The organism is Sinorhizobium garamanticum (assembly GCF_029892065.1).
GTDB lineage: Bacteria > Pseudomonadota > Alphaproteobacteria > Rhizobiales > Rhizobiaceae > Sinorhizobium > Sinorhizobium garamanticum.
Genome location: NZ_CP120373.1, coordinates 484,553 through 509,797 on the forward strand (window position 1 = coordinate 484,553; position 25,245 = coordinate 509,797).

The 25,245-nt window shown below is 59.2% G+C and carries 34 protein-coding genes and 2 pseudogenes; 16 read left to right on the forward strand and 20 right to left on the reverse strand.

The window, feature by feature from the left end:
* The first annotated feature begins 10 nt into the window (after positions 1-10).
* The 7 genes and pseudogenes from PZN02_RS02350 to PZN02_RS02380 form a co-directional block, all read left to right on the forward strand.
* Positions 11-970 carry a sugar phosphate isomerase/epimerase family protein gene (locus PZN02_RS02350; protein WP_280660035.1) on the forward strand — a complete coding sequence of 320 codons (960 nt, stop codon included), beginning with the start codon at positions 11-13 and terminating at the stop codon, positions 968-970.
* Between the two features lie 127 nt (positions 971-1,097).
* Entirely contained in the window at positions 1,098-1,361 is a 264-nt protein-coding gene (locus PZN02_RS02355) for a MurR/RpiR family transcriptional regulator (protein ID WP_280661360.1), read from the forward strand.
* 1,085 nt (positions 1,362-2,446) lie between these two features.
* A complete protein-coding gene (locus PZN02_RS02360; RefSeq protein ID WP_280660036.1) occupies positions 2,447-2,587 on the forward strand; it encodes a hypothetical protein in 141 nt (46 codons plus the stop codon).
* A 275-nt stretch (positions 2,588-2,862) separates the two neighbouring features.
* Entirely contained in the window at positions 2,863-3,075 is a 213-nt protein-coding gene (locus PZN02_RS02365; RefSeq protein WP_280660037.1) for a hypothetical protein, read from the forward strand.
* A complete protein-coding gene (locus PZN02_RS02370) occupies positions 3,065-3,316 on the forward strand; it encodes a hypothetical protein (RefSeq protein ID WP_280660038.1) in 252 nt (83 codons plus the stop codon). The genes PZN02_RS02365 and PZN02_RS02370 overlap by 11 nt, the downstream gene beginning before the upstream one ends.
* A 65-nt stretch (positions 3,317-3,381) precedes the next feature.
* On the forward strand, positions 3,382-3,510 hold the full coding sequence (locus PZN02_RS02375) for a hypothetical protein (RefSeq protein WP_280660039.1): 129 nt from the start codon (positions 3,382-3,384) through the stop codon (positions 3,508-3,510).
* A 13-nt stretch (positions 3,511-3,523) separates the two neighbouring features.
* Positions 3,524-3,697, forward strand: a pseudogene (locus PZN02_RS02380) (fatty acid desaturase); the annotation flags it as partial.
* A gap of 81 nt (positions 3,698-3,778) precedes the next feature.
* On the opposite strand, the gene PZN02_RS02385 reads toward PZN02_RS02380, so the two are convergent.
* From PZN02_RS02385 to PZN02_RS02400, 4 genes and pseudogenes are all read right to left on the reverse strand, one after another.
* Positions 3,779-4,552 (reverse strand): hypothetical protein, encoded by a 774-nt coding sequence (locus tag PZN02_RS02385; RefSeq protein WP_280660040.1) that lies wholly within the window; start codon positions 4,550-4,552, stop codon positions 3,779-3,781.
* A 98-nt stretch (positions 4,553-4,650) separates the two neighbouring features.
* On the reverse strand, positions 4,651-4,944 hold the full coding sequence (locus PZN02_RS02390; protein WP_280660041.1) for a hypothetical protein: 294 nt from the start codon (positions 4,942-4,944) through the stop codon (positions 4,651-4,653).
* Between the two features lie 294 nt (positions 4,945-5,238).
* Positions 5,239-5,604 carry a hypothetical protein gene (locus tag PZN02_RS02395; protein ID WP_280660042.1) on the reverse strand — a complete coding sequence of 122 codons (366 nt, stop codon included), beginning with the start codon at positions 5,602-5,604 and terminating at the stop codon, positions 5,239-5,241.
* Between the two features lie 122 nt (positions 5,605-5,726).
* A pseudogene (locus PZN02_RS02400) lies at positions 5,727-6,223 on the reverse strand (fumarylacetoacetate hydrolase family protein); the annotation flags it as partial.
* Between the two features lie 353 nt (positions 6,224-6,576).
* Here PZN02_RS02400 and PZN02_RS02405 point away from each other — a divergent pair.
* Together PZN02_RS02405 and PZN02_RS02410 are read left to right on the forward strand one after the other, a co-directional pair.
* Positions 6,577-6,948, forward strand: coding sequence for a hypothetical protein (locus PZN02_RS02405; protein ID WP_425336263.1), 372 nt, complete (start codon positions 6,577-6,579; stop codon positions 6,946-6,948).
* A 237-nt stretch (positions 6,949-7,185) separates the two neighbouring features.
* Positions 7,186-7,740 carry an MgtC/SapB family protein gene (locus tag PZN02_RS02410; RefSeq protein ID WP_280660044.1) on the forward strand — a complete coding sequence of 185 codons (555 nt, stop codon included), beginning with the start codon at positions 7,186-7,188 and terminating at the stop codon, positions 7,738-7,740.
* Positions 7,741-7,906: 166 nt separating this feature from the next.
* Here the strand turns inward: PZN02_RS02410 and PZN02_RS02415 are convergent, their stop codons facing one another.
* The 4 genes from PZN02_RS02415 to PZN02_RS02430 form a co-directional block, all read right to left on the reverse strand.
* A complete protein-coding gene (locus PZN02_RS02415) occupies positions 7,907-8,176 on the reverse strand; it encodes a hypothetical protein (protein ID WP_280660045.1) in 270 nt (89 codons plus the stop codon).
* A gap of 235 nt (positions 8,177-8,411) precedes the next feature.
* Entirely contained in the window at positions 8,412-9,665 is a 1,254-nt protein-coding gene (locus PZN02_RS02420; RefSeq protein WP_280660046.1) for an NAD(P)/FAD-dependent oxidoreductase, read from the reverse strand.
* Positions 9,666-9,739: 74 nt separating this feature from the next.
* The gene (locus PZN02_RS02425; RefSeq protein ID WP_225105447.1) at positions 9,740-10,240 is read right to left on the reverse strand and encodes a TIGR00645 family protein; all 501 of its coding nucleotides are present in this window, start codon (positions 10,238-10,240) and stop codon (positions 9,740-9,742) included.
* Between the two features lie 153 nt (positions 10,241-10,393).
* Positions 10,394-10,558, reverse strand: a complete 165-nt coding sequence (locus tag PZN02_RS02430) for a DUF1328 domain-containing protein (RefSeq protein ID WP_280660047.1) — start codon at positions 10,556-10,558, stop codon at positions 10,394-10,396.
* Positions 10,559-10,787: 229 nt separating this feature from the next.
* Here PZN02_RS02430 and PZN02_RS02435 point away from each other — a divergent pair, with 229 nt between their 5' ends.
* Positions 10,788-10,991, forward strand: a complete 204-nt coding sequence (locus tag PZN02_RS02435) for a hypothetical protein (protein WP_280660048.1) — start codon at positions 10,788-10,790, stop codon at positions 10,989-10,991.
* Between the two features lie 59 nt (positions 10,992-11,050).
* Here the strand turns inward: PZN02_RS02435 and PZN02_RS02440 are convergent, their stop codons facing one another.
* Entirely contained in the window at positions 11,051-11,248 is a 198-nt protein-coding gene (locus PZN02_RS02440) for a CsbD family protein (RefSeq protein WP_225105449.1), read from the reverse strand.
* A gap of 33 nt (positions 11,249-11,281) precedes the next feature.
* The gene (locus PZN02_RS02445; RefSeq protein WP_280660049.1) at positions 11,282-11,602 is read right to left on the reverse strand and encodes a hypothetical protein; all 321 of its coding nucleotides are present in this window, start codon (positions 11,600-11,602) and stop codon (positions 11,282-11,284) included.
* 474 nt (positions 11,603-12,076) lie between these two features.
* On the opposite strand from PZN02_RS02445, the gene PZN02_RS02450 reads away from it, so the two are divergent.
* On the forward strand, positions 12,077-12,325 hold the full coding sequence (locus PZN02_RS02450) for a glycine zipper domain-containing protein (protein ID WP_280660050.1): 249 nt from the start codon (positions 12,077-12,079) through the stop codon (positions 12,323-12,325).
* 112 nt (positions 12,326-12,437) lie between these two features.
* The gene (locus PZN02_RS02455) at positions 12,438-12,686 is read left to right on the forward strand and encodes a glycine zipper domain-containing protein (protein WP_280660052.1); all 249 of its coding nucleotides are present in this window, start codon (positions 12,438-12,440) and stop codon (positions 12,684-12,686) included.
* A gap of 122 nt (positions 12,687-12,808) precedes the next feature.
* Here the strand turns inward: PZN02_RS02455 and PZN02_RS02460 are convergent, their stop codons facing one another.
* Positions 12,809-13,003, reverse strand: coding sequence for a NepR family anti-sigma factor (locus tag PZN02_RS02460; protein WP_425336264.1), 195 nt, complete (start codon positions 13,001-13,003; stop codon positions 12,809-12,811).
* Positions 13,004-13,191: 188 nt separating this feature from the next.
* On the opposite strand from PZN02_RS02460, the gene PZN02_RS02465 reads away from it, so the two are divergent.
* A complete protein-coding gene (locus PZN02_RS02465; protein ID WP_280660053.1) occupies positions 13,192-13,989 on the forward strand; it encodes a response regulator in 798 nt (265 codons plus the stop codon).
* Between the two features lie 44 nt (positions 13,990-14,033).
* On the opposite strand, the gene PZN02_RS02470 is transcribed toward PZN02_RS02465, so the two are convergent.
* The 8 genes from PZN02_RS02470 to PZN02_RS02505 form a co-directional block, all read right to left on the reverse strand.
* Positions 14,034-15,164: an AI-2E family transporter gene (locus PZN02_RS02470; protein ID WP_280660054.1), complete on the reverse strand. Its 1,131-nt coding sequence runs from the start codon at positions 15,162-15,164 to the stop codon at positions 14,034-14,036.
* 115 nt (positions 15,165-15,279) lie between these two features.
* A complete protein-coding gene (locus PZN02_RS02475; protein WP_280660055.1) occupies positions 15,280-15,450 on the reverse strand; it encodes a hypothetical protein in 171 nt (56 codons plus the stop codon).
* Positions 15,451-15,697: 247 nt separating this feature from the next.
* The gene (locus PZN02_RS02480) at positions 15,698-16,042 is read right to left on the reverse strand and encodes a RidA family protein (protein ID WP_153438308.1); all 345 of its coding nucleotides are present in this window, start codon (positions 16,040-16,042) and stop codon (positions 15,698-15,700) included.
* Positions 16,043-16,282: 240 nt separating this feature from the next.
* Complete coding sequence (locus tag PZN02_RS02485; RefSeq protein WP_280660056.1) at positions 16,283-17,107, reverse strand: ABC transporter ATP-binding protein; 825 nt, start codon at positions 17,105-17,107, stop codon at positions 16,283-16,285.
* A complete protein-coding gene (locus PZN02_RS02490) occupies positions 17,104-17,958 on the reverse strand; it encodes an ABC transporter ATP-binding protein (RefSeq protein ID WP_280660057.1) in 855 nt (284 codons plus the stop codon). Before PZN02_RS02490 ends, PZN02_RS02485 begins: the two co-directional genes overlap by 4 nt.
* Position 17,959: 1 nt before the next feature.
* Positions 17,960-18,868: an ABC transporter permease subunit gene (locus PZN02_RS02495; RefSeq protein ID WP_280660058.1), complete on the reverse strand. Its 909-nt coding sequence runs from the start codon at positions 18,866-18,868 to the stop codon at positions 17,960-17,962.
* Positions 18,869-18,878: 10 nt separating this feature from the next.
* Positions 18,879-19,883: an ABC transporter permease subunit gene (locus PZN02_RS02500; RefSeq protein WP_280660059.1), complete on the reverse strand. Its 1,005-nt coding sequence runs from the start codon at positions 19,881-19,883 to the stop codon at positions 18,879-18,881.
* A 111-nt stretch (positions 19,884-19,994) separates the two neighbouring features.
* Positions 19,995-21,590, reverse strand: a complete 1,596-nt coding sequence (locus tag PZN02_RS02505) for an ABC transporter substrate-binding protein (RefSeq protein WP_280660060.1) — start codon at positions 21,588-21,590, stop codon at positions 19,995-19,997.
* 693 nt (positions 21,591-22,283) lie between these two features.
* On the opposite strand from PZN02_RS02505, the gene PZN02_RS02510 reads away from it, so the two are divergent.
* Entirely contained in the window at positions 22,284-22,997 is a 714-nt protein-coding gene (locus PZN02_RS02510; protein ID WP_280660061.1) for a helix-turn-helix domain-containing protein, read from the forward strand.
* Between the two features lie 81 nt (positions 22,998-23,078).
* Complete coding sequence (locus PZN02_RS02515; RefSeq protein WP_280660062.1) at positions 23,079-23,468, forward strand: response regulator; 390 nt, start codon at positions 23,079-23,081, stop codon at positions 23,466-23,468.
* A 41-nt stretch (positions 23,469-23,509) separates the two neighbouring features.
* On the opposite strand, the gene rirA is transcribed toward PZN02_RS02515, so the two are convergent.
* Positions 23,510-23,974, reverse strand: coding sequence for an iron-responsive transcriptional regulator RirA (rirA, locus tag PZN02_RS02520; protein ID WP_280660063.1), 465 nt, complete (start codon positions 23,972-23,974; stop codon positions 23,510-23,512).
* A 203-nt stretch (positions 23,975-24,177) separates the two neighbouring features.
* Here rirA and PZN02_RS02525 point away from each other — a divergent pair, with 203 nt between their 5' ends.
* Complete coding sequence (locus PZN02_RS02525) at positions 24,178-25,203, forward strand: Fe(3+) ABC transporter substrate-binding protein (RefSeq protein WP_425336282.1); 1,026 nt, start codon at positions 24,178-24,180, stop codon at positions 25,201-25,203.
* The last annotated feature ends 42 nt before the right edge of the window (positions 25,204-25,245 follow it).

Here is a 25,245-nt window from a genome sequence, read left to right on the forward strand (position 1 = left end):
GATTAAAGAGATGAAACTCGGCTTCGTTTCCGACAGCCTCGGCGGAATGACCTTCGACGGGCTTCTCGACAGCGCCGCGCGCCTTGGTGTCTCGGGCGTGGAGGTCAACACAGGCGGCTGGTCGACCGCTCCGCACTTCGACCTAAAGACGATGAAGGCAAGCGCCGATGCTCGCCGCGCCTTCACTCGCGCCTTCGAAACCCGCGGGCTCGAGATTATTGCGTTGAACGCCAACGGCAATCCCTTGCATCCGACCCAACCCGAGCAGGGCGAGTGCCTCAAGGACACGATCCGCATCGCCGGCGAGATGGGGATCAAGACCGTCTGCACCATGTCCGGACTGCCGGCAGGACGTAACGGCGATCTGATGCCGAACTGGGTCGTCTCTTCCTGGCCGCCGGAAACGCAGGAGATCCTGCGTTACCAGTGGGAGGACAAGCTCCTCCCCTTCTGGACCGAGACCGTGGCACTCGCCGAGGAGAATGGCGTCGAGCGCATCGCGCTCGAGCTTCACGGCAACCAGTGCGTCTACAACGTTCCCTCGCTTCTGAAGCTCCGGGCGGCCGTCGGCCCGATCGTCGGCGCCAATCTCGATCCATCGCATCTGTTCTGGATGGGGGCGGATCCCCTCGTCGTCGCCGAAGCACTCGGCGAGGCCGTCTATCACGTCCATGCCAAGGACACGATGCTCAACGCGCCTGTCCAGGCAACAACTTCGCTCCTCGAGAACGGCTCGCTCATGGACATTCCGGCGCGAAGCTGGTCCTACATCACCCTCGGCTTCGGCCATGGCGAGGAGTGGTGGCGACAGTTCTGCTACCGCCTGAAGATGGCAGGCTATGACGGCTGGCTGTCGATCGAGCACGAGGACGTGCTGCTCAATAGCCTCGAAGGGTTGGAGAAATCCGTCGCCCTGCTCAACGGGGTGATGCCCGTCGCGCCGAGTGACTTCAAGCCGCAGGCAATTTGAGGGTCGAACGACGGTGGGCCCAAATTCACATGGACATCCGTAGTTGCCGCTCAGATCTGGAGAACAGTAGGGGATGCGAGGCCTGAATGAAGGTGCACCACCAAGCAGTCTTTCGGAACTGAAGTCGATGATCGCCTCGAGACAGCTCGAATTCCCAGATCAGCTTGAACGGGTTGTCCGCTGCGCCCTCGTCACTCCGGAACTAATCGCCTTTGGTAGCTCCAATTCGGTGGCACTTGCCTGTTCGGTGTCACCGACGACCGTGGTCCGGCTCGCCGGCTTCCTCGGCTTCGAGAACTATCGAGACCTTCGAACCTTGTTTCGGGAGCATTTGCGGAGACGTGCCGCACGAGTGCCGGCGTCCGGCTCAGCGACCGGGCTAGCCGGATAGCCTGTTCACGGGGACCTGTGGGTGGAATGTGAGTGTGGCCGCTTGGAGCTATAAACTGTGCCATTTGGCGCGATGGCCGCTGTTGGGCACATTCCGGTCTCATCGGCCGAGACAGCCGAACTTCCGCAGTCCACCCATTGCTGCTGGTGCCGACCCGCCAGTGAAGGCGCGCTTAGGGCCCAGAAGCGGAAATAATTGCCGCTCTACGCACGTGTTGACTGAGGCCCAAAGCCAGGGCACAAAGGTGGCATCCACGGTCGCCCGCGACGGAAAAACAGAGGGAATTCAAAGGCACTTTCGTTAAGCCTTTGAAATCATGTGAGAATCCAGGTTCCCCAGCCACTCCTTATTTTTCCTTTGTTTTCAAGCGCTTAGCGAATATCATAAATCGCTAGCCGTAACAGTTTTCCGGTGCATAATTCGGCATCATGGCGCGCCTTTCAGTCGTGGTTCACAATGCACCATTCTCCATCATCGCCTATCATGGCTAGATCTCACGACAACACCACCTCTGCCTCGACCTAGAAACAGGGAGAGCATCATGCCCGAAACTATCCGATGCTGCCCCGGGGATGCTCTTGACGGGCTGAACCCTCTTGGGTGCTAGCATGCAGCGGTGAATTCGACGCCACCGCAATGACCGGCCGCATCTGTTTGTTGTGCGTCTAAAACCAGCGGTCGAGTCCGGATTTGATGACAATGGCCCATTGCCTGTGCCCTTTAAAGAGCGCATGCTGTCAACTTCAGTAGCCATTTTCCGGGCGCTGCTGCTTCGGGGCCTCGGTGTCCTGGCCCCAACGAAAGGAGGACAGCCTGTCTTCCGACCTCCACGTTCACATCACCGCTCGTAACCTCGTCAGCGTTAGCGGATTTGGATACGGCGAAAACGTTCGGCTTCAGCAAATTCGTAAAGCCGAATCAGCGGTCGCACCGCGCATCAAGCGATTCAATTCGGCAACGCCGCGCGAAGGCCTTTCCTGCCTTCGTGGCGGAACATTACGTTTTTGCTGAGTGAGGCAACGTACGGCGATGCCGCTGTATTGAAAGCTGCAGCCGAAAATCAACCGAAAATCCAGGAGGACCAAATGGCTAAAGGCCAAGCAAGAAGCAATCGTGAAGTTCGAAAGCCAAAAAAAGACAAGGCGGTGGCACCGGTTACCGCTGTGCAGGGAAGTCAGGTTAAGTTCGCAAACAGCGGGCCCAGCCTCGGCAAAAAGCAGAAATAGCTCCGGTGGAAGCAGGGGTGCCTCTGGCATGCCGCCTCTGGCACCCGAGGCACCACGGTCGTTGGTCTTTCGACGGCGAGCGGCGGGGAGCCTTGAATGAGGCGGTGGGCGTCGCCACATGAAGGTTGCGTTTTCAGCCTTTCGGCTACCTGATCTCACCGGCTCGTCCGGCTGCTTGGCAATCCCCGACTTGCAAACGTTCCGAACTCCGCTCTGGCGGGAGAAATTTGCGCTGAACGCTATTGCGTTGCGCATCCACGTTTTAGGACACTCTTATGATGAATACAGCCCGCCTCGCGGCGGAAAACCTGTTCCGGCCGGCAGCGCCAGAAGGCTCGAATGCAACCAAGCTGCAGAAGATACGCGCCAGACAGATCCTCCGAATGCGCGAGCGCAGGCCCGTTGAGCGGCAGCAACGCCTCGAGAAACGTATGAGCCGTTCCCGCGACACTCTCTTTGCATCCAAGGAGCGCATTCATGACGTTTGATTACAGTGCCGGCGCGGGACTATATCCCTGCAAGACCGTGAGAAGAACGAGCCGGCTTCGGTACCAGCGGTTTGATTCGGTTGCCGAAGCGCTTCGCTTTGCGGTTGAGGACATGCCGGCGTCGATGCTCCGCGGCTCTGTTCTTGAGGTCGAGGAAGCCCGCTACAATGGCCAGCAGATACGGGAGCTTTATGACGCGGACGCATACCCTTTGCCGCGGCGAGGCCATCAGAAACTTTGAGCGGTTTTGAGAACCCGGGGGTTGTGCCGGTTGGCGTCGGCTGCGCGACTTCAAATGAGCGCCTGATGGCGGAATTCGCAGCTGCCGAAATCGCGGAGAGGAAAGCAGCCGAAGGCGGCGCGTTGGCCGACGAAGCTGCGCGCAAAGCCGAGCGCGATCGCCGTTCCGCGGCACGCAAGGCTCGTCGGGTCTAACACTTCAACAACTTACGTGCATCACCTGTCGAGCAGTATCCCTTACTACAGACTGCCGCAAGTACTGGGCGATCACCCGCAGCTCGCGCATATCGGCCGCATCACTCCTTGGGAAAGCTTGCAATGCCTTAGGCTCGTTCTTTGGGATGACAGACGCCAAAAACTCGTTTCATTCCAAGATGCTGCAGTGCGGCGGTTCGCTCATAAACAGGACTTCATGACGCCTCATAGAAACTCGACTCAAGTCCGCAACGATGTCCAGAGATCGTCACTCCATACTGCAGACTCCACCGCGGAGCTGATACGGCCGGTTGCACTCCCAGGCGTTACCGGAAGGACCGAGATGCGCGTTTTCAGGAAGCTTGATTTCTGAACATGTGGTTCCTTTCGCTTCAAAGCCGCGATCACATTTCCATTTCTGGCCGTAGGAATTGTCCGCGAAGATTGCATTTTTGGGAACCTTTACAGCAGCACAGGTCTGGTCCTTCTTTTCAAAACCACGATCGCATATCCATTCGTTGCCGCTGGTCGTCAGATAGGCATGGTCAGGAACGATCAACGCGACGCATTCGCGGCCGACAATCTGGTAACCTCGTTCACATTCCCATCCCTCATTAAACGTCGAGTCCGTCAGAAACGCGTTGTCCGGCACCTCGATAAGGTCGCATCCAGTGTCGTTTTGACGATATCCCCGCATGCACTGCCAGCGATCACCATAGTACGGATCAAGATAGGCATTGGCAGGCACCTGAACCTCAAGGCACCGGCTGCCCTTTTCAGAAAATCCGTAGTGACATTCCCAGCCCTTGCCATAGGATTCATTCGTCAGAAACGCGTGGTCGGGAGCCGTCACCGCAACGCAGGAATCGGCTTCTCTTCGGAATCCACGATTGCACTCCCAGCCTGATCCGTAGCGGCTTGCTTCGGCATTAGCGGGCACCGGCGGCGTTCCTTGACCATATGCGCCGGGGATGAATAACAGAGTTGCGGATAGAAGCGCGCTCATTTGCAGAGCCGATGCCGGGCGGTATGGATGGGGCATGTCTTTATCTCCGAATGAGCCCCTGTGTTGTTACAGGAGCGGGAAGCCATTGCGTCCTCTTCTCGCAGACTGGCACTTCCGTACCATGCAAGCGTTGTTCATCGCATAAGGCGTTGTAACTCGAGTGGAAGACCTTGGATTGCGTAGCGCCCCAACAAGGAACCCGACGGTTGCCTGTGCTTGCCGGCCTCCCCCAACTGACACTTGAGCTTCGTTGCTAGTCCCGACCGGGAGTCAACCCCCGCAAGGAGCAGCTTAGTTACCAGCAATGCGGCAGTCTCGAAAAGTCTCGGATCATGGATAAGGAGGTCAGCGCTGTAACCAGCCTCGTCTAAGACTGACTGGATCTTTTCTTGGTCGGTAGGCGAAATGTTGCGTACGGTGGAAGACATGGCGTCCTCCTTGATCGGGGGCTAGGGTATCTAGCCCTCAAGCAGTAGCGCCCGTGACATCTGCTACTGAAGGTTGGACACTGCGCCTTTGTTATAAGAATAGCAACCGCTCTTAGGTCTTATTCAGTTAACCGCGGAACGCCCCGCTCTAAATTCCGCCAATGGTACACAACGCAGAAGACTCGGCGAACCTGGTCACAAGCCAGCTCTGGCGGCTGAAAGACGGGCCGATACGGCGATCTGATGCCGCAAACAGCAGATCACCACGCCCGACCTATTGCCTCTCCAGCCCCGCTACTCCGCCGACCTGAACTGCAGCGTGAACACATTCCCGGCGATCTCGTCGGCGAGTGCCTTTGAAAACTCCAGCGGCATGCAGCCTTGCAGCGCCTCGGTCGCCGCTGCGACGAAGGCCTTGCGCTGTGTCTCGTCTCCGGTGACGCGGATCGCGGTCGGTTGCGGCGGACCCATCAGCGTTCCGTTGCCTTTGAAGCCGAACTTCAAGGTGACGAAGGAATCCTTGATGCCCGACGGCGGGGTCCAGCATTTGCCGAGGGCGTTGCCGACATCCTCGATGGTCAGCAACGGCTCCGCCCACGACGGACCCGTTGCGGTGACGAGGAATAAGCCCGCCAGAACCCACAGTGCAACGACTCTCATTGTGATCTCAACCCACTTCGAACGAACCGGTAATCAAACCCACTCAAGATTGCGTATAACTGCGCCTCGAGGCAAGCAAGTCGTCCGGCATCTTCCACAAGCGGCAAATGTTTCCATGCCTGCAGCAATCCGCGTTTCGCAAGATTGCGCATCAGCGCCGTCATGCCAAAGGTCCATGGCGGGCCTTCGGTCGCAAGCCGTACCGTATTGACGAGGCTGCCGAGCGCAGGACTTGAAATCGTCACGCCGAGCTTGTGGGTGAACCCCTGCCCGGGCTCGTCGCGATCCTCGACAGGCGCGAACAGCGCGCCCATGAACACCATCACCCCATCCGGATACTGATGATGCGGCCGATGGTCTGGGCGACGAGATCGAGCGGGTCACGGCTGATCTCGCGCATCGTGCTCGCACCTTCAAGACGGAAGCCGTCGGACCCTTCGATCAGCAGGTCGAGATCGACATTGCGCACATCATCGATCGAATAGGTCTCGTCGAAATGCCGGATAAATGGCCCGATCGCGCAGGAGGCATTGTTGTCCTTGGCCCTGCCGAGAAGCAACGCGGAGCGCCCCTCGACATCGCGCAGATTGTCATCGTTGCCGAGTGTGGCGCCCTTGACGGACGTCAAACCCGCCCGACGAAGGTTCCCGATTGATATGCAGCAGTCATTTGCTCCTCTCGATGCATGCAGCGTTTTCGCGGCATCCAAGCGAGCTTTTTTGCAGTTACGACACGTATCTGTAAAGCACCTTTGCGCGGCAAATTGTAGCTCGCGCCGCCTGCGACGGAACCTAGCAAGATCTGGAACGTTTTAATATTTCATCGTGGCTCTCACCGGCCGCGGTGAGGTCGCGACTATACTTGCGATGGTACGGAGTCCCTCCTTAAGTCACTGCTGATTTAGGGAGCCACATGCCGGCATTTGCTTTGCTTCGCCGGCAATGGATGATGTCCAGAAAGGATGTGAATGCGATGAATCAGCATGAAGAATTGAAGGACAAGCCGCTCATCGATCCCGTGACCGGCCAGCCGACGACCCGGGACCCCGAGATGCGCGGCAAATTGTCGAGCCGCAGCAGTTGGCCCTTGCTGATAATTCTGCTTGCGGGGCTGGTGCTGGCGCTTATCGCTTGGCTGCCCGCAGAATTGACCAGGGACACGGAAGAGGCGACACCGCCACCGGCAACCTCGGACCAGTCGACGACAACGCCGCCATCGACCGCCACACCTCCGGCCGGACAAGCGACGCCCGGCACGCCGCCAGCCGCACCGGAGACCCCGGCAACGCCACCGGCAAGCCCGGCACCGCAACCGCAGACGACGCCGGCACAACCAGCGCAATAAGCCCTACAGCGCCGCGCGTCCTATCAGACGCGCAAAGGACGCTGTAGCACTTGAATTGCTGCATGTTTTGATCCCAGTTACGATTTAAGGAAACATGCAGCAGCCAAAGGCTATCATAAACGGGGAGCACCAATCCTCCCCGTTTCGGTGATTGAAGCGAAGATATTGATTACAGCGCCGCGCGTCTCAACAGACGCCAGAGAAGACGCTGTAGCACGTTGAATTGCTGCGCTGCTCATGGAACAGATCCTCGCCGACATCCTTGCTCCAACGCAGGTTCCCTATCCGGTCATATTCGCGCGCTTCTGCGGCGCAATCCTGTTCGGGGCGCTGATTGGCATAGAGCGGGAAAAACGGCAGCGGCCGGCCGGACTCAGGACGCACATTCTCATCAGCCTCGCATCGTCGATTTTCGCCGTGATCGCGGTGGAAAGCGTGCATATGATGAGTCTTTCGGGACCCGAAGTGCGGATCGACCCGATACGGGTCGTGGAGGCGGTCACCGCGGGGGTGGCCTTCCTCGCGGCCGGCATGATCGTATTTTCGAAGGGCGAGGTCAAAGGGCTGACCACGGGAGCTGGCATGTGGCTCGCGGGTGCGGCGGGGCTGTCCGTCGGTTTTGGCTTCTGGCTTATCGCCGCCTTTGCCTCCTGCGCCAGCCTCGCCGTGCTTTTCATCCTCTGGCGGCTGGAGATCGCTCTCCACTGGAAGCCACCGGAGCCTTCCGAAGGTGGCGCGAACGGACGGCCCGCCGCGCCTCGGGACGCTACGGCCGTTTCGAAGGAAGGCTAATGCATGTTTCCTTATAGCTAAGGAAACATGCAGCACATCAAAGTGCTGCAAACGCCCGTTGCGCGTTTGATAAGGCGCGCAGCGCTGGAGATCATCTCACTGCTTCATTGACAGTGAAATGATCCAACTCTTTGAAAAGCCGTCGCACGCCCTTTCTGGAATCGCTCTAACGGCTGGGAAAAGCAGATGGAACTTCCGGATCGGAATGACCGTGAATGGGTGCTGAGCCTGCGCGCGGATTCCTCCGGATGGCCGGCCCTCTCTGTCGATGTGCCTGCAACATGGCGACCGCCCGGCGGGCATCTTCGGGCGTTTGGAATACCTGCCCGTCCAGCGGCCACACACTGTATTTGACAGCGACAAAGCGCAATTGTCCGTTGTCAGGTATCAGTGCGCCGACCGCCTCGCCGGCGAATTCTATCGTCTGCTTACTCATAGGCTTGAAACTCCCTCCCGGCGGCTCGCGGAGCGACGGGCAATCTTTCGCTGGGCAGGCGCCAACGAACCGAACCCTCGCCTTCAGCCACCGGCGAAACACGTGAGCGGCCGTTTGGTTCCACGCGGGGACAACAAAAACGGCAGCACGGTGCCACCATCGGGGAGGAAAATGATCTAACTCTTTGGAACTACAAAATTCCAGACGGAAGACCGACGCACGCTTCCTGGAATAGCTAGGCGAGGAAGCGCTCGGGCCGATAGGGAGCGATGTCGATCACGGTCTTTTCGCCGGTCATGGCCTCGGCAAGCGCGCGGCCGGTGACCGGGCCAAGCGTCATGCCGTGGTGGGCATGGCCGAAGGCGAGCCAGAGGCCCTCGTGCCGCGGTGCCTTGCCTATGATCGGCATCATATCGGGCGTGCAGGGCCGCGCACCCATCCATGGCTCCTCATCGCGGCGTTCGGCCAGCGGGAAGAACTCGCGCGCGACCCGTTCGGCCCGGGTCAACTGTACCGGCGTTTTCGGCGCGTCCCGCTGTGCAAATTCCGCGCCTGTCGTCAAGCGGATCCCGCGCAGCATCGGTGCCAGGAAGTAGCCCTTTTCGGCGTCGAGCACCCAGTTGTTAAGCGTCGCCCCTTCCTGGACACCATAGTGCATATGGTAGCCGCGCTTGACCGCGAGCGGAAAATGATAGCCGAGCTTGCGGGTCACCGTGTCGGCCCAGGGACCGAGCGCCACCACCACCTCGCGGGTTTCGAGCGGACCTTCCGGTGTCGCCACCCGCCAGCCGGCGCCCTCCAGAATGTGCTCCAATGTCGCAGCGTCTCCGGAGACGAGCCTGCCGCCGAGCGATTGGAAATAGGTAAGATAGGCCTTGTTGAGGCTATGCGGATCGCGGATCGACCAGGGGTCGGTCCAGCGCAGCCCGCCGGCGAGCTCGACGCGGATGGATGGTTCGATGGTCCTAAGCTCGCTCGTCGAAAGCTTCTGGTGATTGACGCCAAAACCGGCGGAGAGTTTTTCCGCGTCCTTGTAGGCGGCGTCGCGCTCCTTTTCCGTGCGAAACACCTTCATCCAGCCATCCTTGCGGATGAGGTCCCCGGCACCGGAAGCCTCGATCAGGTCCTTGTGCTCGGCGATCGAGTTTTCGATCAGCGGTGCATAGAGATGCGCGATCCTCTGGTGCTGGGTGAAGCCGGAATGCCACCAATAGCGCGCCAGAAAGGGCACCAGCCCCGGCAGCGCGCGAAAATGATAGCTGGCGTCGATGGTGTTGTTCAGCGCGTAGCGGAAGAGCGCACCGAAATTATGGGGAAAGCCGTAGGGAAAGACGCCTTCGCGCTGGATAAGCCCGGCATTGCCGTAAGACGTCTCCTCGCCCGGGCCGCGTCGGTCGAGAAGCACTACCGATTTCCCGCGTCGCGCTAGGTGGATGGCGGCGGAAATGCCGACGATGCCGGCGCCCAAAACCACTACGTCAGTCTTCATATGCCACTGCCCCGCTTGCTCGTTCACAAACCCGCCGCATGCGCCAGAAGTTGGCTGCATCAGTCGCGCCGCTACTACTTTTTCAACTTGCTCATGATCTGCTCCAGGGAACCGAGGAGCACGGCCGAAACGACAAAAGCCAGATGCATGATCGTCGCCCACATCAGCTTTTCGCTCGTGAACTGCTGGGCGTTGAGGAAGATCTGCAGCAGATGGATCGACGAGATCGCCACGATGGAGGAGGCGACCTTGATCTTCAGGCTGCCTGAATCAAGCTTGCCCAGGAAGGAGACTTCGCCCTCGCCCTCGTCGAAGCGGCTGACGAAGTTCTCGTATCCGGAAATCATCACCATGACGATCAGGCTTGCGACGAGTGCGGCGTCGATCAAGCCGAGCATTGCAAGGATCATCTGGGCATCGTCGTAGACAAAGACCAAGCCCGCAACCTTCAGGAACTTGTAGATGAAGGAAACGCCGTAGAGAGCAAGCGCTGCAACCAGCCCGAGATAAAAGAGGACCAGTAGCCATCGGCTCGAAAGGATAATGCGCTCGACGATGAGTTCCAGGGACTTCATGAGATTGTTCTGTTCCTGACCGGTGGGCGGGTACCCGCATGAATAGCCAAGCGCATTGGCCGGAGCAAGAGAACTGAACACGGCTTGCAACGGAAAGGGGCGAAGCATGGCGCTTCGCCCCTTTCTCGTTTATGAGCCCCCGGACTTGTCGCATCAGGTTCTGCGTATCAATCCGGCAATGAGCGAAATCACCAAGAATACGAGGAACAGGAAGAACAAGACCTGGGCGATGCCTGCCGAAGCTCCGGCAATACCACCAAATCCGAGAATTCCGGCAATGATGGCAACAATCAGAAAGACGAGAGCATAGTAGAGCATCGATATCTCCAATGTCTGCGTTGGTGAAATTGGAACGCTTAGCTCATCGCCTTTGTTCCGGGTTCCGTTTTTTCTCCCGGCGAGACCTCCAATGGCTTTTGGCCAAAAGAAAACCTTTCGTTAACCAACGAGCGGGAAATGGTCCAGAACCGGCACACGGCAACAAAATTCGCCAGGAACCTTCGATAGGGCTTGGCGTTGTTCCGGTAACGAAGCTCTTGGAAACGCAATGAAGATTCCATCGCGACATATATGGAAATCGGTGACCGAGGTCGCCCGGCACAACGCGCCCGTGCGCAGGCATAACCTGCATATCGGCAGAACGATGCGTGATCTTCACATTCACACGGAAGAGAAGCGCAATAAACGCCTCCAGGCCCTTCTTGACGCTCTGGAAAAAGCCGAGAAAGCGCTACCCAAAGAGGATAAGTGACGCATCATCGCAAGAAGCGCGTCGCGTCCGGCGAGGTTTCGTCAGCCCGTCTCAGCCCGTCAATGGCGCGATGCCCATTCGTCGATTTGGCGCTCCGCCTCTTCCTTGGCAATTCCGTAGCGCGCCTGAATGCGCCCGGCGAGTTCCTTCCGATTGCCGTTGATGATGTCGAGATCGTCGTTGGTGAGCTTTCCCCACTGCACCTGGGCCTTGCCCTTGAATTCGGTCCACCGACCTTCGATGATGTCCCAGTTCATGATTACGCTCCTTTCAATCTTTGATGCCCAAAGTCACTTATCGCCGGACGAAGGACGGACACCGCCCGCAACCGCATAAGGCTCTTCATCCGGAGAGACGGTCACTTCCAGCTTTCCCGCAGGTGTGATCGTCCATTCGATCACCGCACTTTCGACGATGAGTGCAGGATCGACCTCGGCGCACTTGCCGTATGCCGTCTTGAAAACCTTGCCGACCTCCTCCATCGCGGGAGGAAGCAAGGTGTCGCATTCCTCCACGGTTTCGAAGGCAACCAACGGCGATGGCACCTCCCGGCACGCTGTCGTATTCTGCATGCAACCGACGAGAACCATGATGGCGGCAACATGTTCCATTTCCGCGCTCCTTTGACGCCGACACCTGGAACAAACGGAAGAAGCCGGCAGCGGGTTCCTCGTCCGCGTCAACAATTGCTTGGTAAGGGATTGCACTGCTTGGGTTGAAAATGGGCAGGTGGCCGATTGATCAGCGGCCTTTTGCAATCAGGATGCGGACGCGCGACAACGATCATGCGCGACGGCGCATGGACACGCGGAACAAATGGTTGCAATCGGCGTTTTGGCAATAATAACAAGCGCCGCGGGCGGCGGCCACGTACAAGGGAGTGAGGAATGCGTGACCTAGTTGCGCCTGCAGCGATCAGCCAAACTATGCCAGGAACATGCTATGATCGTGGCGGCATGAGCAATCGCCTACGGGTAACTTGGCCTCGCGACCGGCATTCTGTCGGCCTCCCGTCTTCGACCGGAGAACACGCACTTAACATCTTCCGCTGTTCGGTAAATAAACCTTGGATAGGGAAACGTACCATGAAGAAGGTATTTATGGCAGCAGGCCTGATCCTTTCCCTGGCGGCCTGCACGCAGACGGAAAAAGGTGCGACTATCGGCGCCGTTTCCGGCGGAATCATCGGCGGGGCCATCACCGATGATGTGGGAGGTGCCGCGGTCGGCGCAGTTGTTGGTGGCGTCGCCGGCGCCCTGATCGGCAGGGCAAACGAACCTGGACGCTGCATCTATCGTGACCGTTACGGGCGGCGCTACACGGCGCGTTGCTGATCCGGACATGCAAGACTGCAGGGGGGCCACCGCGCTCCTCCGCCCCGAAATTCGTGCCCAGACAAACCATCGTCTTCTCTCATAGCAACCAAACCTCGGATAGGAACGCACCATGAAGAAGATACTTCTCGTAGCAAGCCTGATCCTTCCCCTGGCGGCCTGCACGGCAACGGAAAGGGGCGCCGGCATCGGTGCCGCATCCGGCGCGATCATCGGCGGGGCAACCACCGGAAATGTTCGCGGAGCAGCCGTTGGCGCCGGGATCGGCGGCGTAGCCGGCGCCCTTATCGGCCGCGCGAACGAGCCCGGCTATTGCTACTACCGCGACCAATACGGCCGCCGCTACACCGCGCGTTGCTGATCGGGATAGACAGCGCGAAACCCGGCCGGCTGCTACAATAATGCCGCCGGGTTGGCGCACGCCCTGCAAGCTCGCGCCTGCCGTGACGTGTCGTGCGAAGCCCGTCAATCAGACGGCGGGCATCAGGGTCGCGACTGTGCGTTCTCGGCTGCGTCAAGACGTTCGAGCAATTCAATAAAGTGCTGCGGAATCGGTTCGTTTTCCAAGGCTTGGTAAAGCGCCTTCAATTTCGAAGCGATCTGTGCGCTCGCATCCGTCATTGAGGGAAGCTTGCCGGCACCGCCCGGCGCCTTGCGCCATCCGGAAGGCTCATTCATTTTTCGCTTCCGCGCGCCGAAGGCCTTATCCCCCTGTTCCGGCCATTCCTATCCCTTATGCCCGTCATCTGCTTACTCTAGGCTTTCCATAATCCAAAAGACGTGCTCAAAACATTGACGTATCTTGCTGCACGCCCATTGTCCGCAAGACCGGGACCATACCGGCACAATAGTTTAGGAAACCCTAAATGTCACTTTCCACCAGGATTGCGCCACATCTTCCCTATCTGCGGCGCTATGCCCGCGCCGTCACGGGCTCGCAAGCCGCAGGCGATGCTTATGTCGCCGCCGTTCTCGAGGCGTTGATCGAGGACGTCAGTCTCTTCCCGACCGCCTCCAACGACCGGATCGGTCTCTACAAGCTGTTCTGCTCCCTGTTCGACAAGCTGGACATCGATCGCGCGCAATTGACGTCGCCCTTCGCCTGGGAGCGCAACGCCGCGGCCAATCTGTCGGTGATCGCGCCGGCGCCGCGCCAGGCATTCCTGCTGATCGCCGTTGAAGGCTTTTCCACAAGCGAGGCGGCCGAGATCATGAACCTCGACCCCGGCGCCTTCGCCACTCTTCTCGCGGACGCGTCACAGGAGATTTCACGTCAGGTGGCGACGGAGGTCATGATTATCGAAGACGAACCGCTGATCGCCATGGATATCGAGGACATGGTGACAAGCCTCGGACATCGCGTTACCGGGATCGCTCGAACCTATCGCGAGGCGCTCGAACTCTATCGGACAACATCGCCGAAAATGGTTCTTGCCGATATCCAGCTCGCCGACGGCAGTTCGGGTATCGACGCCGTCAACGATATCCTTGCTGAAACCACCGTGCCGGTGATCTTCATTACGGCCTTCCCCGAGCGGCTCCTGACAGGCAAGAAGCCGGAGCCGGCTTTTCTGGTAACGAAGCCCTTCAATCCGGAAATGGTGAAGGCACTGATCAGCCAGGCACTGTTCTTCGACGAACAGGCGCGAACCGGGCGCCTGTAAACACGCGGGCCTGCGCCACCAGCAATCCGGCATCGGACCGGACGTCACTCCGGCAGAGGCCGGTCAACAGGCGGCTCGCGCACCTGCTCGAATATGGTCACGGCGATAAGTGACAGGGGCAGCGCCAGAATCGCCCCGACGGCGCCCCACATCCACGTCCAGAAAATGATCGCGATGAAAATCAGAAATGGATTGATCTCGAAGCGGTGCCCCAGGACCGCCGGAACGATGAGATTTTCCATGAGCAGATGCACGACGAAGAAGGCGACAGCGGGTGCAATTCCCAGAAGCAGCGCGTCATGCGTCATCAACCCGCCGACGAGCAGCGACAGCGTCATGCAGGTCACGCCCAGGTAGGGAATGAAACTCGACACGAAGGCAAACAGCCCCCACAACGGTGCCATGGTCAGTCCGCCGCCAAGCGCGATCACCATCGTCGTCAAGCCGAGCGCCAGATAGATGAGGCTCGCCGTCGAAAAATACTGGGCAAGTGCATCTTCGGTCGCGTTCATGATCCGGATCGCGTTCAAGCGATGCTCCCTGCCGGCAAAGGCTAGGATGATTGTGCTGCGTAGCTGAAGGCGGCCGAGAAGAAAAAGGACAAGGGCTGCCAGAAAAATCAGTGTCTGGACGAGTGCCGGTGTCAAACCTGCTGCAACAGCTCCAAGCACCGGGCCGGCGTTCCTTACGAGCGTGTCGGCAAGTGCGTTCTGATCGGCGTTGCGTATCAGCGCCATTCTCAACCAGGTGAACCGCTCAATGAAGGGCAATATCCGCTCTATGACGCCCTCGGCCAGCCGGGGAGCCTCACGCGCCACCTCCGTGATCGGGACAAGAAGTGCATTCACCAGCGAGGACAGCCCGAGCACGAAGAGAAGCGCCAGCAACAGGCCGCCGAAGATCGGCGGCAGGCCGAACCTCTCCAATTCATCGGCCGCCCTGCCAAGCACGATGCCAACGATAATCGCCAGCGTGATCGGCATCAGGATCGCTTCCATGGAATAGACGGCCGCCGAGCAGGCGATGATGAAGAGGCCGACCGTGCTTAGCGCAACCAACAGCTCAAGGCCGTTGCTCCTTCGGACGGCGCCTCTCGGCGAATCGGCCAGCGCGATTTCCTTGTCCACGCTGCGCTTTCGTTTGCGGTTGCTCGTGATATGCCTCGCTGTTTCCATCGGCGTCCTTCTTCTTCCGCTACCGGTTCGCAGCGTCGGCAATGCTGTCGATCAGCCGCAGATCCGGAACAGTCCGCCCTTGCCCCGCACATCCGCCTTTCACTCGAGGCATTGCTCATTGTTGTCCGGGTGGGAATATGTGGAGCGTCAGGGAGAGTAGGCCCAACCCCAGAACGATCATCAGCAGCGTGCGCGCCACTTCATCCGTTGTCTGCGGGATGAGGCCGAAACCGATCACGATCCCCGCGAGCACCAGCACGAAAAGGCGTGGCAGCCAGTAGAGCATTGGTCATTCCTTCCATTACGGAACGACCGATAAACGTCCGAGCGAGTGCTTGGTTCCTGCTGCATGTTTCCTTAGATCGCAGCCGCTCCAAGAATAAAAACATGCGGAAATTCAAAGCGCTACAGCGCCACAGACTTGGGCGCTGCTGGATCCCTGTGACAGGCACAGGGATGAGGGCGAGACCGAAGCAAAACGCCGCCGTGCACAGGCACGGCGGCGCGCTTCAATTCACCAAAAAAAGAAGGACTTAAGCGGCAGCGGTGACAATGACTTCGACGAGGTATTCCGGCGTTGCGAGCTTGGCTTCGCCAGTCGCGCGGGCGGGCGTGTGGCCCTGCGGCACCCAGGCGTCCCAAACGGAATTCATCTTGGCGAAATCGGCCATGTCCGCGAGCCAGATCGTTGCCGACAGGATGCGCGTCTTGTCCGTGCCTGCGAGGGCAAGAAGACGATCGACTTCGGCGAGCGCCTGCTTCGTCTGGGTGACCACGTCGTCACCGGCATTGCCGACCTGGCCAGCCAGATAAACCGTGTTGTTATAGACCACGGCCTGGCTCATCCGCGGCCCGGTTTCAAAGCGCTTGATTTCCATTGTCATCATCCTGAAGTTTGGGCCGGACGTCTTCCGTCCGACCGATGGCGTCCGCCCGCCACCGGAAGGCGAGTGGTGATGGCGGGGAAGCTCTACACCAAAGGGTAATCGAGGCCAAGGAGCGGCCGACCGAAAGCCTCAGGCTGAAAGCGATTGGACCCTGCCCTGCTGCATGTTTCCTTAGACCGTACGCGCGGCTGATAAGACGCTCGGCGTTGTAGAGTGACAGGGCAGGATATCTTAAGCGGCCTTCCGTGCGAGGCGCGCCTTGATGCTGGCAACGTCTGCGCGCGGCGTGGCGGCAAACAGGGTCTTGGTATAGCTGTGCTTGGGATCCGCAAAGACCTCGTCACGGCTGCCGTATTCCACTGCCTCGCCGTAATACATCACCATAACGTCGTCTGCGATGTAGCGTACCACCGAGAGATCATGGCTGATGAAGACATAGGTCAGGTGGAACTCGTCCTGCAGGTCCGCGAGCAGGTTAAGGACCTGCGCCTGAACCGACAGATCGAGCGCGGAAACGGGCTCATCCAACACGAGGAGGCTGGGATTGAGCATCAAGGCGCGCGCGATGGCGATGCGTTGACGCTGGCCGCCCGAGAACATGTGCGGATATCGATTGTAGTGTTTCTCGTCGAGACCCACCTTCTTCAGCATCGTCATGGCGCGGTCGCGCCGTTCGTCGGCTGGTGCCTTGGTGTTGATGACCAGCGGCTCCGCCAGGATGTCCCCGATCTTCTGCCGGGGGTTGAGCGAACCATAAGGGTTCTGGAAAACGATCTGCACCTTGCGGCGCATCTCCGACGTCAGGCCGTCCCTGGCGATGTCGACCTTCTTTCCATCGATCAGCAACTCGCCCGAGGTCGCTGGGTCGATCAGCGTGATGATGCGGCCAAGCGTCGACTTGCCGCAGCCGCTTTCACCAACGATCGCCAGCGTCTTTCCCTCGTCCACGGTGAAGCTTACGCCTTTCAGCGCATGAACGGTACGCGCCTTGCGGAACAGATTGCCGGGAATGTGATAGTCGCGCACCAGGTTGCGGGCTTCGAGAACATGGGTCATCGAGTGGCTCCCTCCAGCATCTGCTGGTCGTTGAAGAGTTCGGAGATCGTCGGCAACCGGTCGCCCGTCGCGTTCTCCGGCAGGGCAGCAAGAAGTGCGCGCGTGTAGTTGCTTTTCGGCGACTCGAACAGCGACAGCACATCCGCCTCCTCGATCTTGCGGCCCTTGTACTGAACGACGACGCGATCCGCCGTTTCCGCGACCACGCCCATGTTATGGGTAATCATGATGAGGCCCATGCGGTATTCCTGCTGCAGTCTCATCAGAAGATCGAGGATCTGCTTCTGGATCGTCACGTCCAGCGCGGTGGTCGGCTCATCCGCGATGAGGAGCTTCGGATTGCAGGCAAGGGCAATGGCGATCATGACGCGCTGGCACTGCCCACCCGACATCTGATGCGGGAAATGGCCGAGGCGCTCGGCGGGCTCCGGAATGCCGACGGCCTCGAAGAGTTCGATCGCGCGCTTGCGCCGCGCCTTACGGTCGAGCCCCATATGGATACGCAATACTTCCTCGATCTGGAAGCCGACCGTGAAGCACGGGTTGAGGCTGGCGATCGGCTCCTGGAAGATCATGGCGATGTCCTTGCCGATAATCTTGCGACGGTCGGCCGCGGACATCTTCAGAAGGTCCCGTCCATTGAAGGCAAGCTTGTCCGCCGTCACCTTCGCAGTCCAAGGCAGAAGCCCCATCGCGGCAAGCATCGACACGGATTTGCCTGAGCCCGATTCCCCGACGATTGCCAGGACCTCGCCCTCATGCACCTTGAGCGAAACGCCGTCGACGGCCCGGAACGGCCCGGAAGACGTCTGGAATTCAACGACGAGATTTTCAATTTCGAGAAGCGCCATGTCAGGACCTCTTCAGCTTGGGGTCGAGAGCATCACGCAGGCCATCGCCCATGAGATTGATTGCGAGAACGGTCACGAGGATCGCAAGACCCGGGAGCGTGACGACCCACCAGGCGCGCAGAATGAACTCACGCGCTTCGGCCAGCATCGTTCCCCATTCCGGCGTCGGCGGCTGCGCGCCCATGCCGAGAAAGCCGAGTGCCGCCGCGTCGAGGATCGCACTCGAAAAGGAGAGCGTCGCCTGAACGATGAGCGGCGCCATGCAGTTCGGCAGGATGGTCTTGAACATCAGCCTCAGGTGGCCCGCGCCGGCGACCTTTGCCGCCACGACATAGTCCCGGGTCTTCTCCGTCATCACGGCGGCCCTGGTCAGCCGGACGAAATGCGGCTGGAACACCAGTGCGATCGCGATCATCGCATTGGTAAGACCGGGACCGAGCACGGCGACCAGAACCAGCGCCAGCAGCAGCGACGGAAACGCCAGGATGATGTCCATGATCCGCATGATGACAGTATCGACCCATCCGCGGAAATAGCCGGCAATGACACCGACGAGGATGCCGCCGATCAGCGACAATGTGGTCACGATGACGCCGACGAACAGCGAAAACCGCGTGCCGTAAATCAGTCGGGAGAGCATGTCACGGCCGACAGCATCAGTGCCGAGAAGGAATTCCACGCGACCGCCTTCCTGCCAGAACGGCGGAAGCAGAACTGCCTCCCGGAACTGGATGGTCGGATCATGGGGTGCGACAAGCGGAGCGCCTATGGCGAGCAGCACCAGGAACAGGAAGAAGAACAGCCCGATGACGGCGCCGCGGTTCTCGGCAAAATAGAACCAAAATTCGGCAAGTCTCGCTCGGCGGGACGGATCGGTCGATATGGGGCTTGTTGCGGTAACTTCGGTCATATCGCCCTCCTTAATGCCGGATACGAGGGTTGATCAGGCCGTAGAGCAAGTCCACGACGAGATTCACCAGCATGATGACGCCCGCGATGATCAGGAGTCCGCCCTGGATGACGGCATAGTCGCGGCGGAAAACCGAATCGACCATCCATTTGCCGATGCCCGGCCAGGAGAAGATCGTCTCCGTCAGAATAGCGCCGGCCAGCATGACACCGATCTGAAGACCGATGGTGGTCACGACCGGGATCATCGCATTGCGCAGGGCGTGGATACCCACCACCCGGAACGTGGAGAGCCCCTTGGCCCGCGCCGTGCGCACATAGTCCTCGGACAGAACTTCGAGCATCGCCGAACGGGTCTGCCGCGCGATGACGGCAAGCGGAATGGTGCCGAGCACGATCGTCGGCAGAACGAGATGGCTGAAGGCCGACTGGAACGCTCCCTCCTGCCCCGACAGCAGAGAATCGATCAGCATGAAACCGGTGACCGATGGAAAGAAGAACATCAGCGAGATGCGTCCCGACACCGGCGTCCACTGCAATATGCCGGAGACGACGATGATCAACAGCAGGCCCCACCAGAAAATCGGCATCGAGAAGCCGATGAGGGCTGTGCCCATGATGATCTGGTCGAAGATGGAGCCGCGCTTGATCGCCGCAATGACACCCGCGGGGATGCCGACCACGACGGCGAAAACGATGGCGCAGAGAGAGAGCTCGACCGTCGCCGGGAAGAGCTCCAGGAACTGATCGATCACCGGCTTCTTGGTGACGATCGACAGCCCGAAATCACCGCGAAGTACGCCCCAGAGATAGTCCAGGTACTGAACGACGATCGGGCGATCGAAGCCCAATTGGTGTGAAATTTCGGCGTGGCGCTCCGGCGACATCACCCGTTCGCCGGAAAGCAGCGCTACAGGGTCACCAGGAAGCAGGCGGATGAAGGAGAAGGCGATGATGGAAACCCCGATGAAAGTCGGGATCAGCACCGCCAAGCGCCCCAGAAGAAATCGAAACATAGTCAAACCTCATGCCGTCGTCGCCGCGAACTGGTTGAGCGGCAGCACTGGCAAAAAGGAAGAGGGGCGCTCGCCCAATGGCAAACGCCCCCTTCGGGTCAGTCGGTAAGATTACTCTACAATGTCAACGCCGTCGAAAGCAAAGTCGCCGAGCGGGCTCTGCACGAAGCCTTCGACGTTCTTGCGCATCGGGACGATGGAGAGCGAGTGGTCGAGCGTTGCCCACGGCGCTTCCTTCTTGAAGACGGCCTGAGCCTGCTGGTAGAGCTTGGTGCGCTCTGCAACGTCCGTCGCCTCCTTGGCCTTGGTCACCAGATCCTCGAACTCCTGGTTGCACCACTGGGCGCGGTTGTTACCGCCGACAGCATCGCAACCAAGCAGCGTGTCAAGGAAGTTGTCCGGGTCACCATTGTCACCCGTCCAGCCGAGGATCACCGCACCGTCGCGATCCTTTGCTTTGGACTTCTCGAGATATTCGGCCCACTCATAGGAGACGATCTCGACCTTGACGCCGATCTTGGCGAAATCGGCCTGGATCAATTCGGCGGCGCGACGTGCGTTCAGCATGTACGGCCGCGCAACCGGCATCGCCCAGACCTTCATGGACAGGTCCTTGACGCCGGCATCCTCGAGCATCTTCTTGGCGACTTCCGGCTCGTAGGTGTCATCCGCGATGGTGTCGTCATAGGACCACATCGTCGGCGGGATCGGGTTCGACGCCGGGGTTGCCTGGCCCTGGAAGACGGTGTCGACGATCGCCTGCTTGTTGATCGCCTTGTTCAGCGCCTTGCGGACTTCAACCTTGTCGAAGGGGGGCTGCGTCGTGTTGTAGGCGAGATAGGCGACGTTCAGACCGGCCTGCTCCATCACCTTGAGGTTCGGATCGGCCTTCATGGCTTCGACATCGGCTGCGTTCGGATAGGGCATCAGGTGGCATTCGCCGGCCTGCAGCTTCTGGTAACGGACGGCAGCATCAGTGGTGATCGAGAAGACCAGATCGTCGATCTTCTGCTTTCCGCCCCAATAGTCCGGATGGGCTTTATAACGAATGACCGCGTCCTGCTGATAGCCGACGAAGGCGAACGGACCGGTGCCGAGCGGCATCTGGTTGAGCTGGTTCATCTTGCCGTCGGCCTGCAGCTTATCGGCATATTCCTTCGACATGATCGATGCGAAGGGCATGGCAAGGTTGGCGAGGAACGGTGCTTCCTTGCGCTTCAGCTTGATCTTCACCGTCATGTCGTCGATCTTCTCGATCGACTCGAGCACATCCGGCAGCCCCATGCCGGCGAAGTATTCCCAGGAACCGCCAGTCACGTAGCCATGCCACGGATGGTCGGGCTTCCACTGACGCTCAAGCGAGAAGATCACGTCGTCGGCGTTGAGTTCACGCGTCGGCGTGAAGAACTCGGTCGTCTGGAACTTGACACCCGGACGGAGCTTGAAGGTGTATTCGAGGCCGTCGTCAGAAATCGTCCAGCTTTCAGCAAGCCCCGGTTCGGTCTCCGTCGTGCCCTTCTTGAATTCGAGAAGGCGGCTGTAAACGGTGTGCGCGGCAGCGTCGAACGTCGTGCCGGCCGTGTAGAGGCCGGGGTCAAAGCCTTCCGGCGAACCTTCAGAGCAGTAGACGAACGTCTTCGACCAAGCCGAGCCGGCCATCAGCGTGGCAAGCGCCGTCGCTGCGAAAAGAGTAGTGAGCTTTTTCATGAGCTTGCTTCCCAGATTTGTTTTTTGTTCTCGTATTTGCCTGACGCGGAATGACGTTTACACCCGGTCAAGGGCGGATGGAACGACATTTGGCGTCGCAATGCAATAAGTCACTGCAGAAATTTGTCTATGCGAAAAATTCTTCCTTAAGTAGAGCTTGCGCGCGTATCCACGATTTTCGAAAACGGCCCGATGCACCGCCATCGTTAACGGCGCGTTTACCGGCTGCACAAAGGAATTGACAGCAATTGCGCGTGGCGCGCCAGAAAGACGCACCGCATTGAGAGCGATCTCGCACAACAGCGCCGCGCGTCTAACCGGACGCGCAAGGGCTGCATGATTTGTCCTGAAATCGATTCCGATTTAGGGAATCATGCAGTAGCAATGCGCGCTTCGCGGCGCCGGGCGGTCACCCCAAAATAGTGCGGTAGAAATACACTTCCCGTCGTGCAATAGAATGCACACGCATTTCGGGGGGACATTCGGCATGGGTGATGTCCATGTGGAGGATTTGGCCGGCGACGTGGAGCTACTGCATGTTTCCTTAAATCGTAGCCGATTTAAGGATAAAAACATGCAGCAATTCAAAGTGCTACAGCGTCCTTTGCGCGTCTGATAAGACGCGCGGCGCTGTAGTGTCCATGTCAGGTTGGCCGGCAAACTGCTGCGCGGCCATGGGGAGATAGCCGGAGCGTGGCGGTCTTACAGGAAAATCATAGGCGGTACGACCTTCACGAGGAGCTGGAGAAGGCTCTCAACCGTGTGGATTTCTTCCGCATTTTCCACACTTTGGCGCTGCGTTTCGGTTTTGGGCATTTCGGCATCCTGCAACTCGGCAACGAGAATGACGCCTGCATGCTTTCCACGCGCCTGGTCCTCCACGACCTCCCCTCCGGCCTCGCCGAGGAATACGACAAGCGTCACCGTTTCGGCGATTCCATCGTCTACAAAGCCTTGCATGGCTCGAATATTTCGTCGGTATGGGGCGTGAACGATTCGACGCTGGGATCAGGTCAGAGCCTCCTTTCCCAACTCGGTTTCGAGCTGTTGCTTTGCGTGCCGGTCAACGCGGCAACGACGGGAGCGCGCTATGCCGTGCTCTTCCTCGGCGATGGCGAGGACATCGAACAGGCCGCGCATTACGAGCTATGCTACAGCGCGGCATCAGCCTTCGACTATTTCTATCGGGCGACGCTCGCCAACAAGGCCGGCATGGGCCTGACGCCGAGAGAAACCGAAATACTCAAGTGGATTTCGCACGGAAAGACGGCCAGTGAGATTGCCCTGATCGTATCGGTCTCGGAGCACACCGTGAATTCACACACCGCAACGATCCTCAAGAAGCTCGATGTAGTCAACCGGACGCAAATGGTCGCGAAAGCGATACGAGAACAGATTATCCAGTGAAGTTGCCGGCGCAGCCGGCAGAGCCACCCGAGCGGCATGCTTCCAGCATAGGCGGCCGATCAATCAGGGATGTGAACGTTCATGACACGGAAAGCCCACATCTTGCTCGTTGACGACAACCCGGCGGAAAACCTGATCCTCAGCGGACTGATCAGGAAAGTGGACAGCATCGACATCGAACTGCACTACTGCCGGACGATGGACAGCGCGATCGCGTTTCTTCTTTCCGGCAAACCAGTCTCGATGATCCTGCTGGACAATCTCGTGCATCCTCGCGGTGATTTTCGCGAGACCGTTCCCGCCCTGAGGCATCAGGGCTTCATTGGCCCGATCGGTGTCATATCGTCCTCGCCGGGCGAGCCCTATTTCCAGAGCCTGGAAGAATACGGCGCCGATTTTCGCATCGACAAATCGGAAATCGATCCGACGGCGATCGAATTCATCCTAAGGGAATATCTGCCGGAGGAGTAATGGCGGCCGAAAGAGTACGGCCGCCATGAGGGGGCGGAAAATCAAGCCGCCGAGGTGCGCACCTGTGCCGTTTCGTCCAGGCCCAGAAGGAAGTTGATCTGCGGCCGGGCCTTGACCAGGTCGTCGATCGAATAGCCCTGAAGCACTTCGAAGAAGGCATTCAATGCCTTGCGCAGGGCCGTGTTGAGGCCGCAGCTGTCGACCAGAGGGCAGTCGATCTCACCAGCTTCGAAGCATTCAGCCATGGCAAAGCTGTCTTCGGTAACCTTCACTACGTCGAAGAGGCTGATTTCGGATGCCGGCTTCGGCAGCCGCACACCGCCATTGCGGCCGCGGACGGTTTCCACCAGGCCCGCTTTGGTCAGCGGCTGCAAAATCTTGAACAGAAACAGCTCGGAGACGCCGTAGGCCTTGGCGATCTCAGGGATGCGGCTGAGCTTCTCGCCGTTCGCTGCACAGTACATCAGCATGCGAACCGCGTAGTTCGTTTGCTTCGTCAGACGCATAATTCACTCCGGAATCGAGAAATTCATCTTTTCATCATATAGGACGGATCGCAGTTTGGAACAATTCCAAAAAACAGCAAAAAATCACTTCTCGTTGACGGCCACGTTTCGCTGTTGACTGTCCGTGCGCGCGGCGCCAAAAAGGTGACCGATTTTGTTAAGTTACACAGAAAGTGGAGGGCACCATGCGCATGTCAACGACGATGATCGGGGCACTGTCGATAACCGCGACGCTGTTTGCTTCGGCGGCACCCGTCTGGGCGGACGGCGAGGTCAACATCTATTCCTATCGCCAGCCGGATCTGATCCAGCCTCTGCTGGATGCCTTTACCAAGGAGACCGGCATCACCACTAACGTGCTCTTCCTTGACAAGGGTCTCGTCGAGCGCATCCAGGCCGAAGGGGCAAATTCCCCTGCCGACGTCATTCTCACCGTCGATATCAGCCGCCTCACCGAAGCGAAGGACGCCGGCGTCACGCAACCGGTCGCCAACGAGACGATCAACAAGGATATTCCGGCACATTTCCGCGATCCTGACGGCAACTGGTTCGGCCTGACCACGCGTGGTCGCGTCGTCTACGCCTCGAAGGAGCGCGTAACCGAGAACGACATCACCTATGAAGAACTCGCCGACCCGAAGTGGAAGGGCAAGATCTGCACACGCGACGGCCAGCATTCCTACAATATCGGTCTGTTCGCCTCGATGGTTGCCCATCACGGCGAAGCCGAAGCGGAGAAATGGCTGACGGGCCTCAGGAACAACCTCGCGAAGAAGCCGGACGGCGGCGACCGTGACCAGGCGAAGGCCATTCTCGCGGGCGAATGCGACCTTGCGATCGGCAACACCTATTACGTCGGTCTGATGATGACCAACGAGAAGGAGCCGGAGCAGAAGGAATGGGCGGCGGCCATCAAGGTCCTGTTCCCGAACAGCAAGGACCGCGGCACCCACGTCAACATCTCCGGCATGGCGCTCGCCAAGAACGCGCCGAACAAGGACAACGCCATCAAGCTGATGGAGTTCCTGTCCGAAGGCGAAGCACAGAAGATCTATGCCGAGCAGGTTTTCGAGTACCCGGTGCTTCCGGGCGCCGAGCCATCCGAAATCGTCAAGTCCTTCGGCACGATCAAGCCGGATACGCTGCCGCTTGCCGACATTGCGGCTAACCGCAAGAAGGCTTCGGAACTGGTCGACAAGGTCGGTTACAACGACGGACCGCAGGATTGAGCGGATTATTTGAATAAGACACGAAACAGCGGGCGAGAGCCC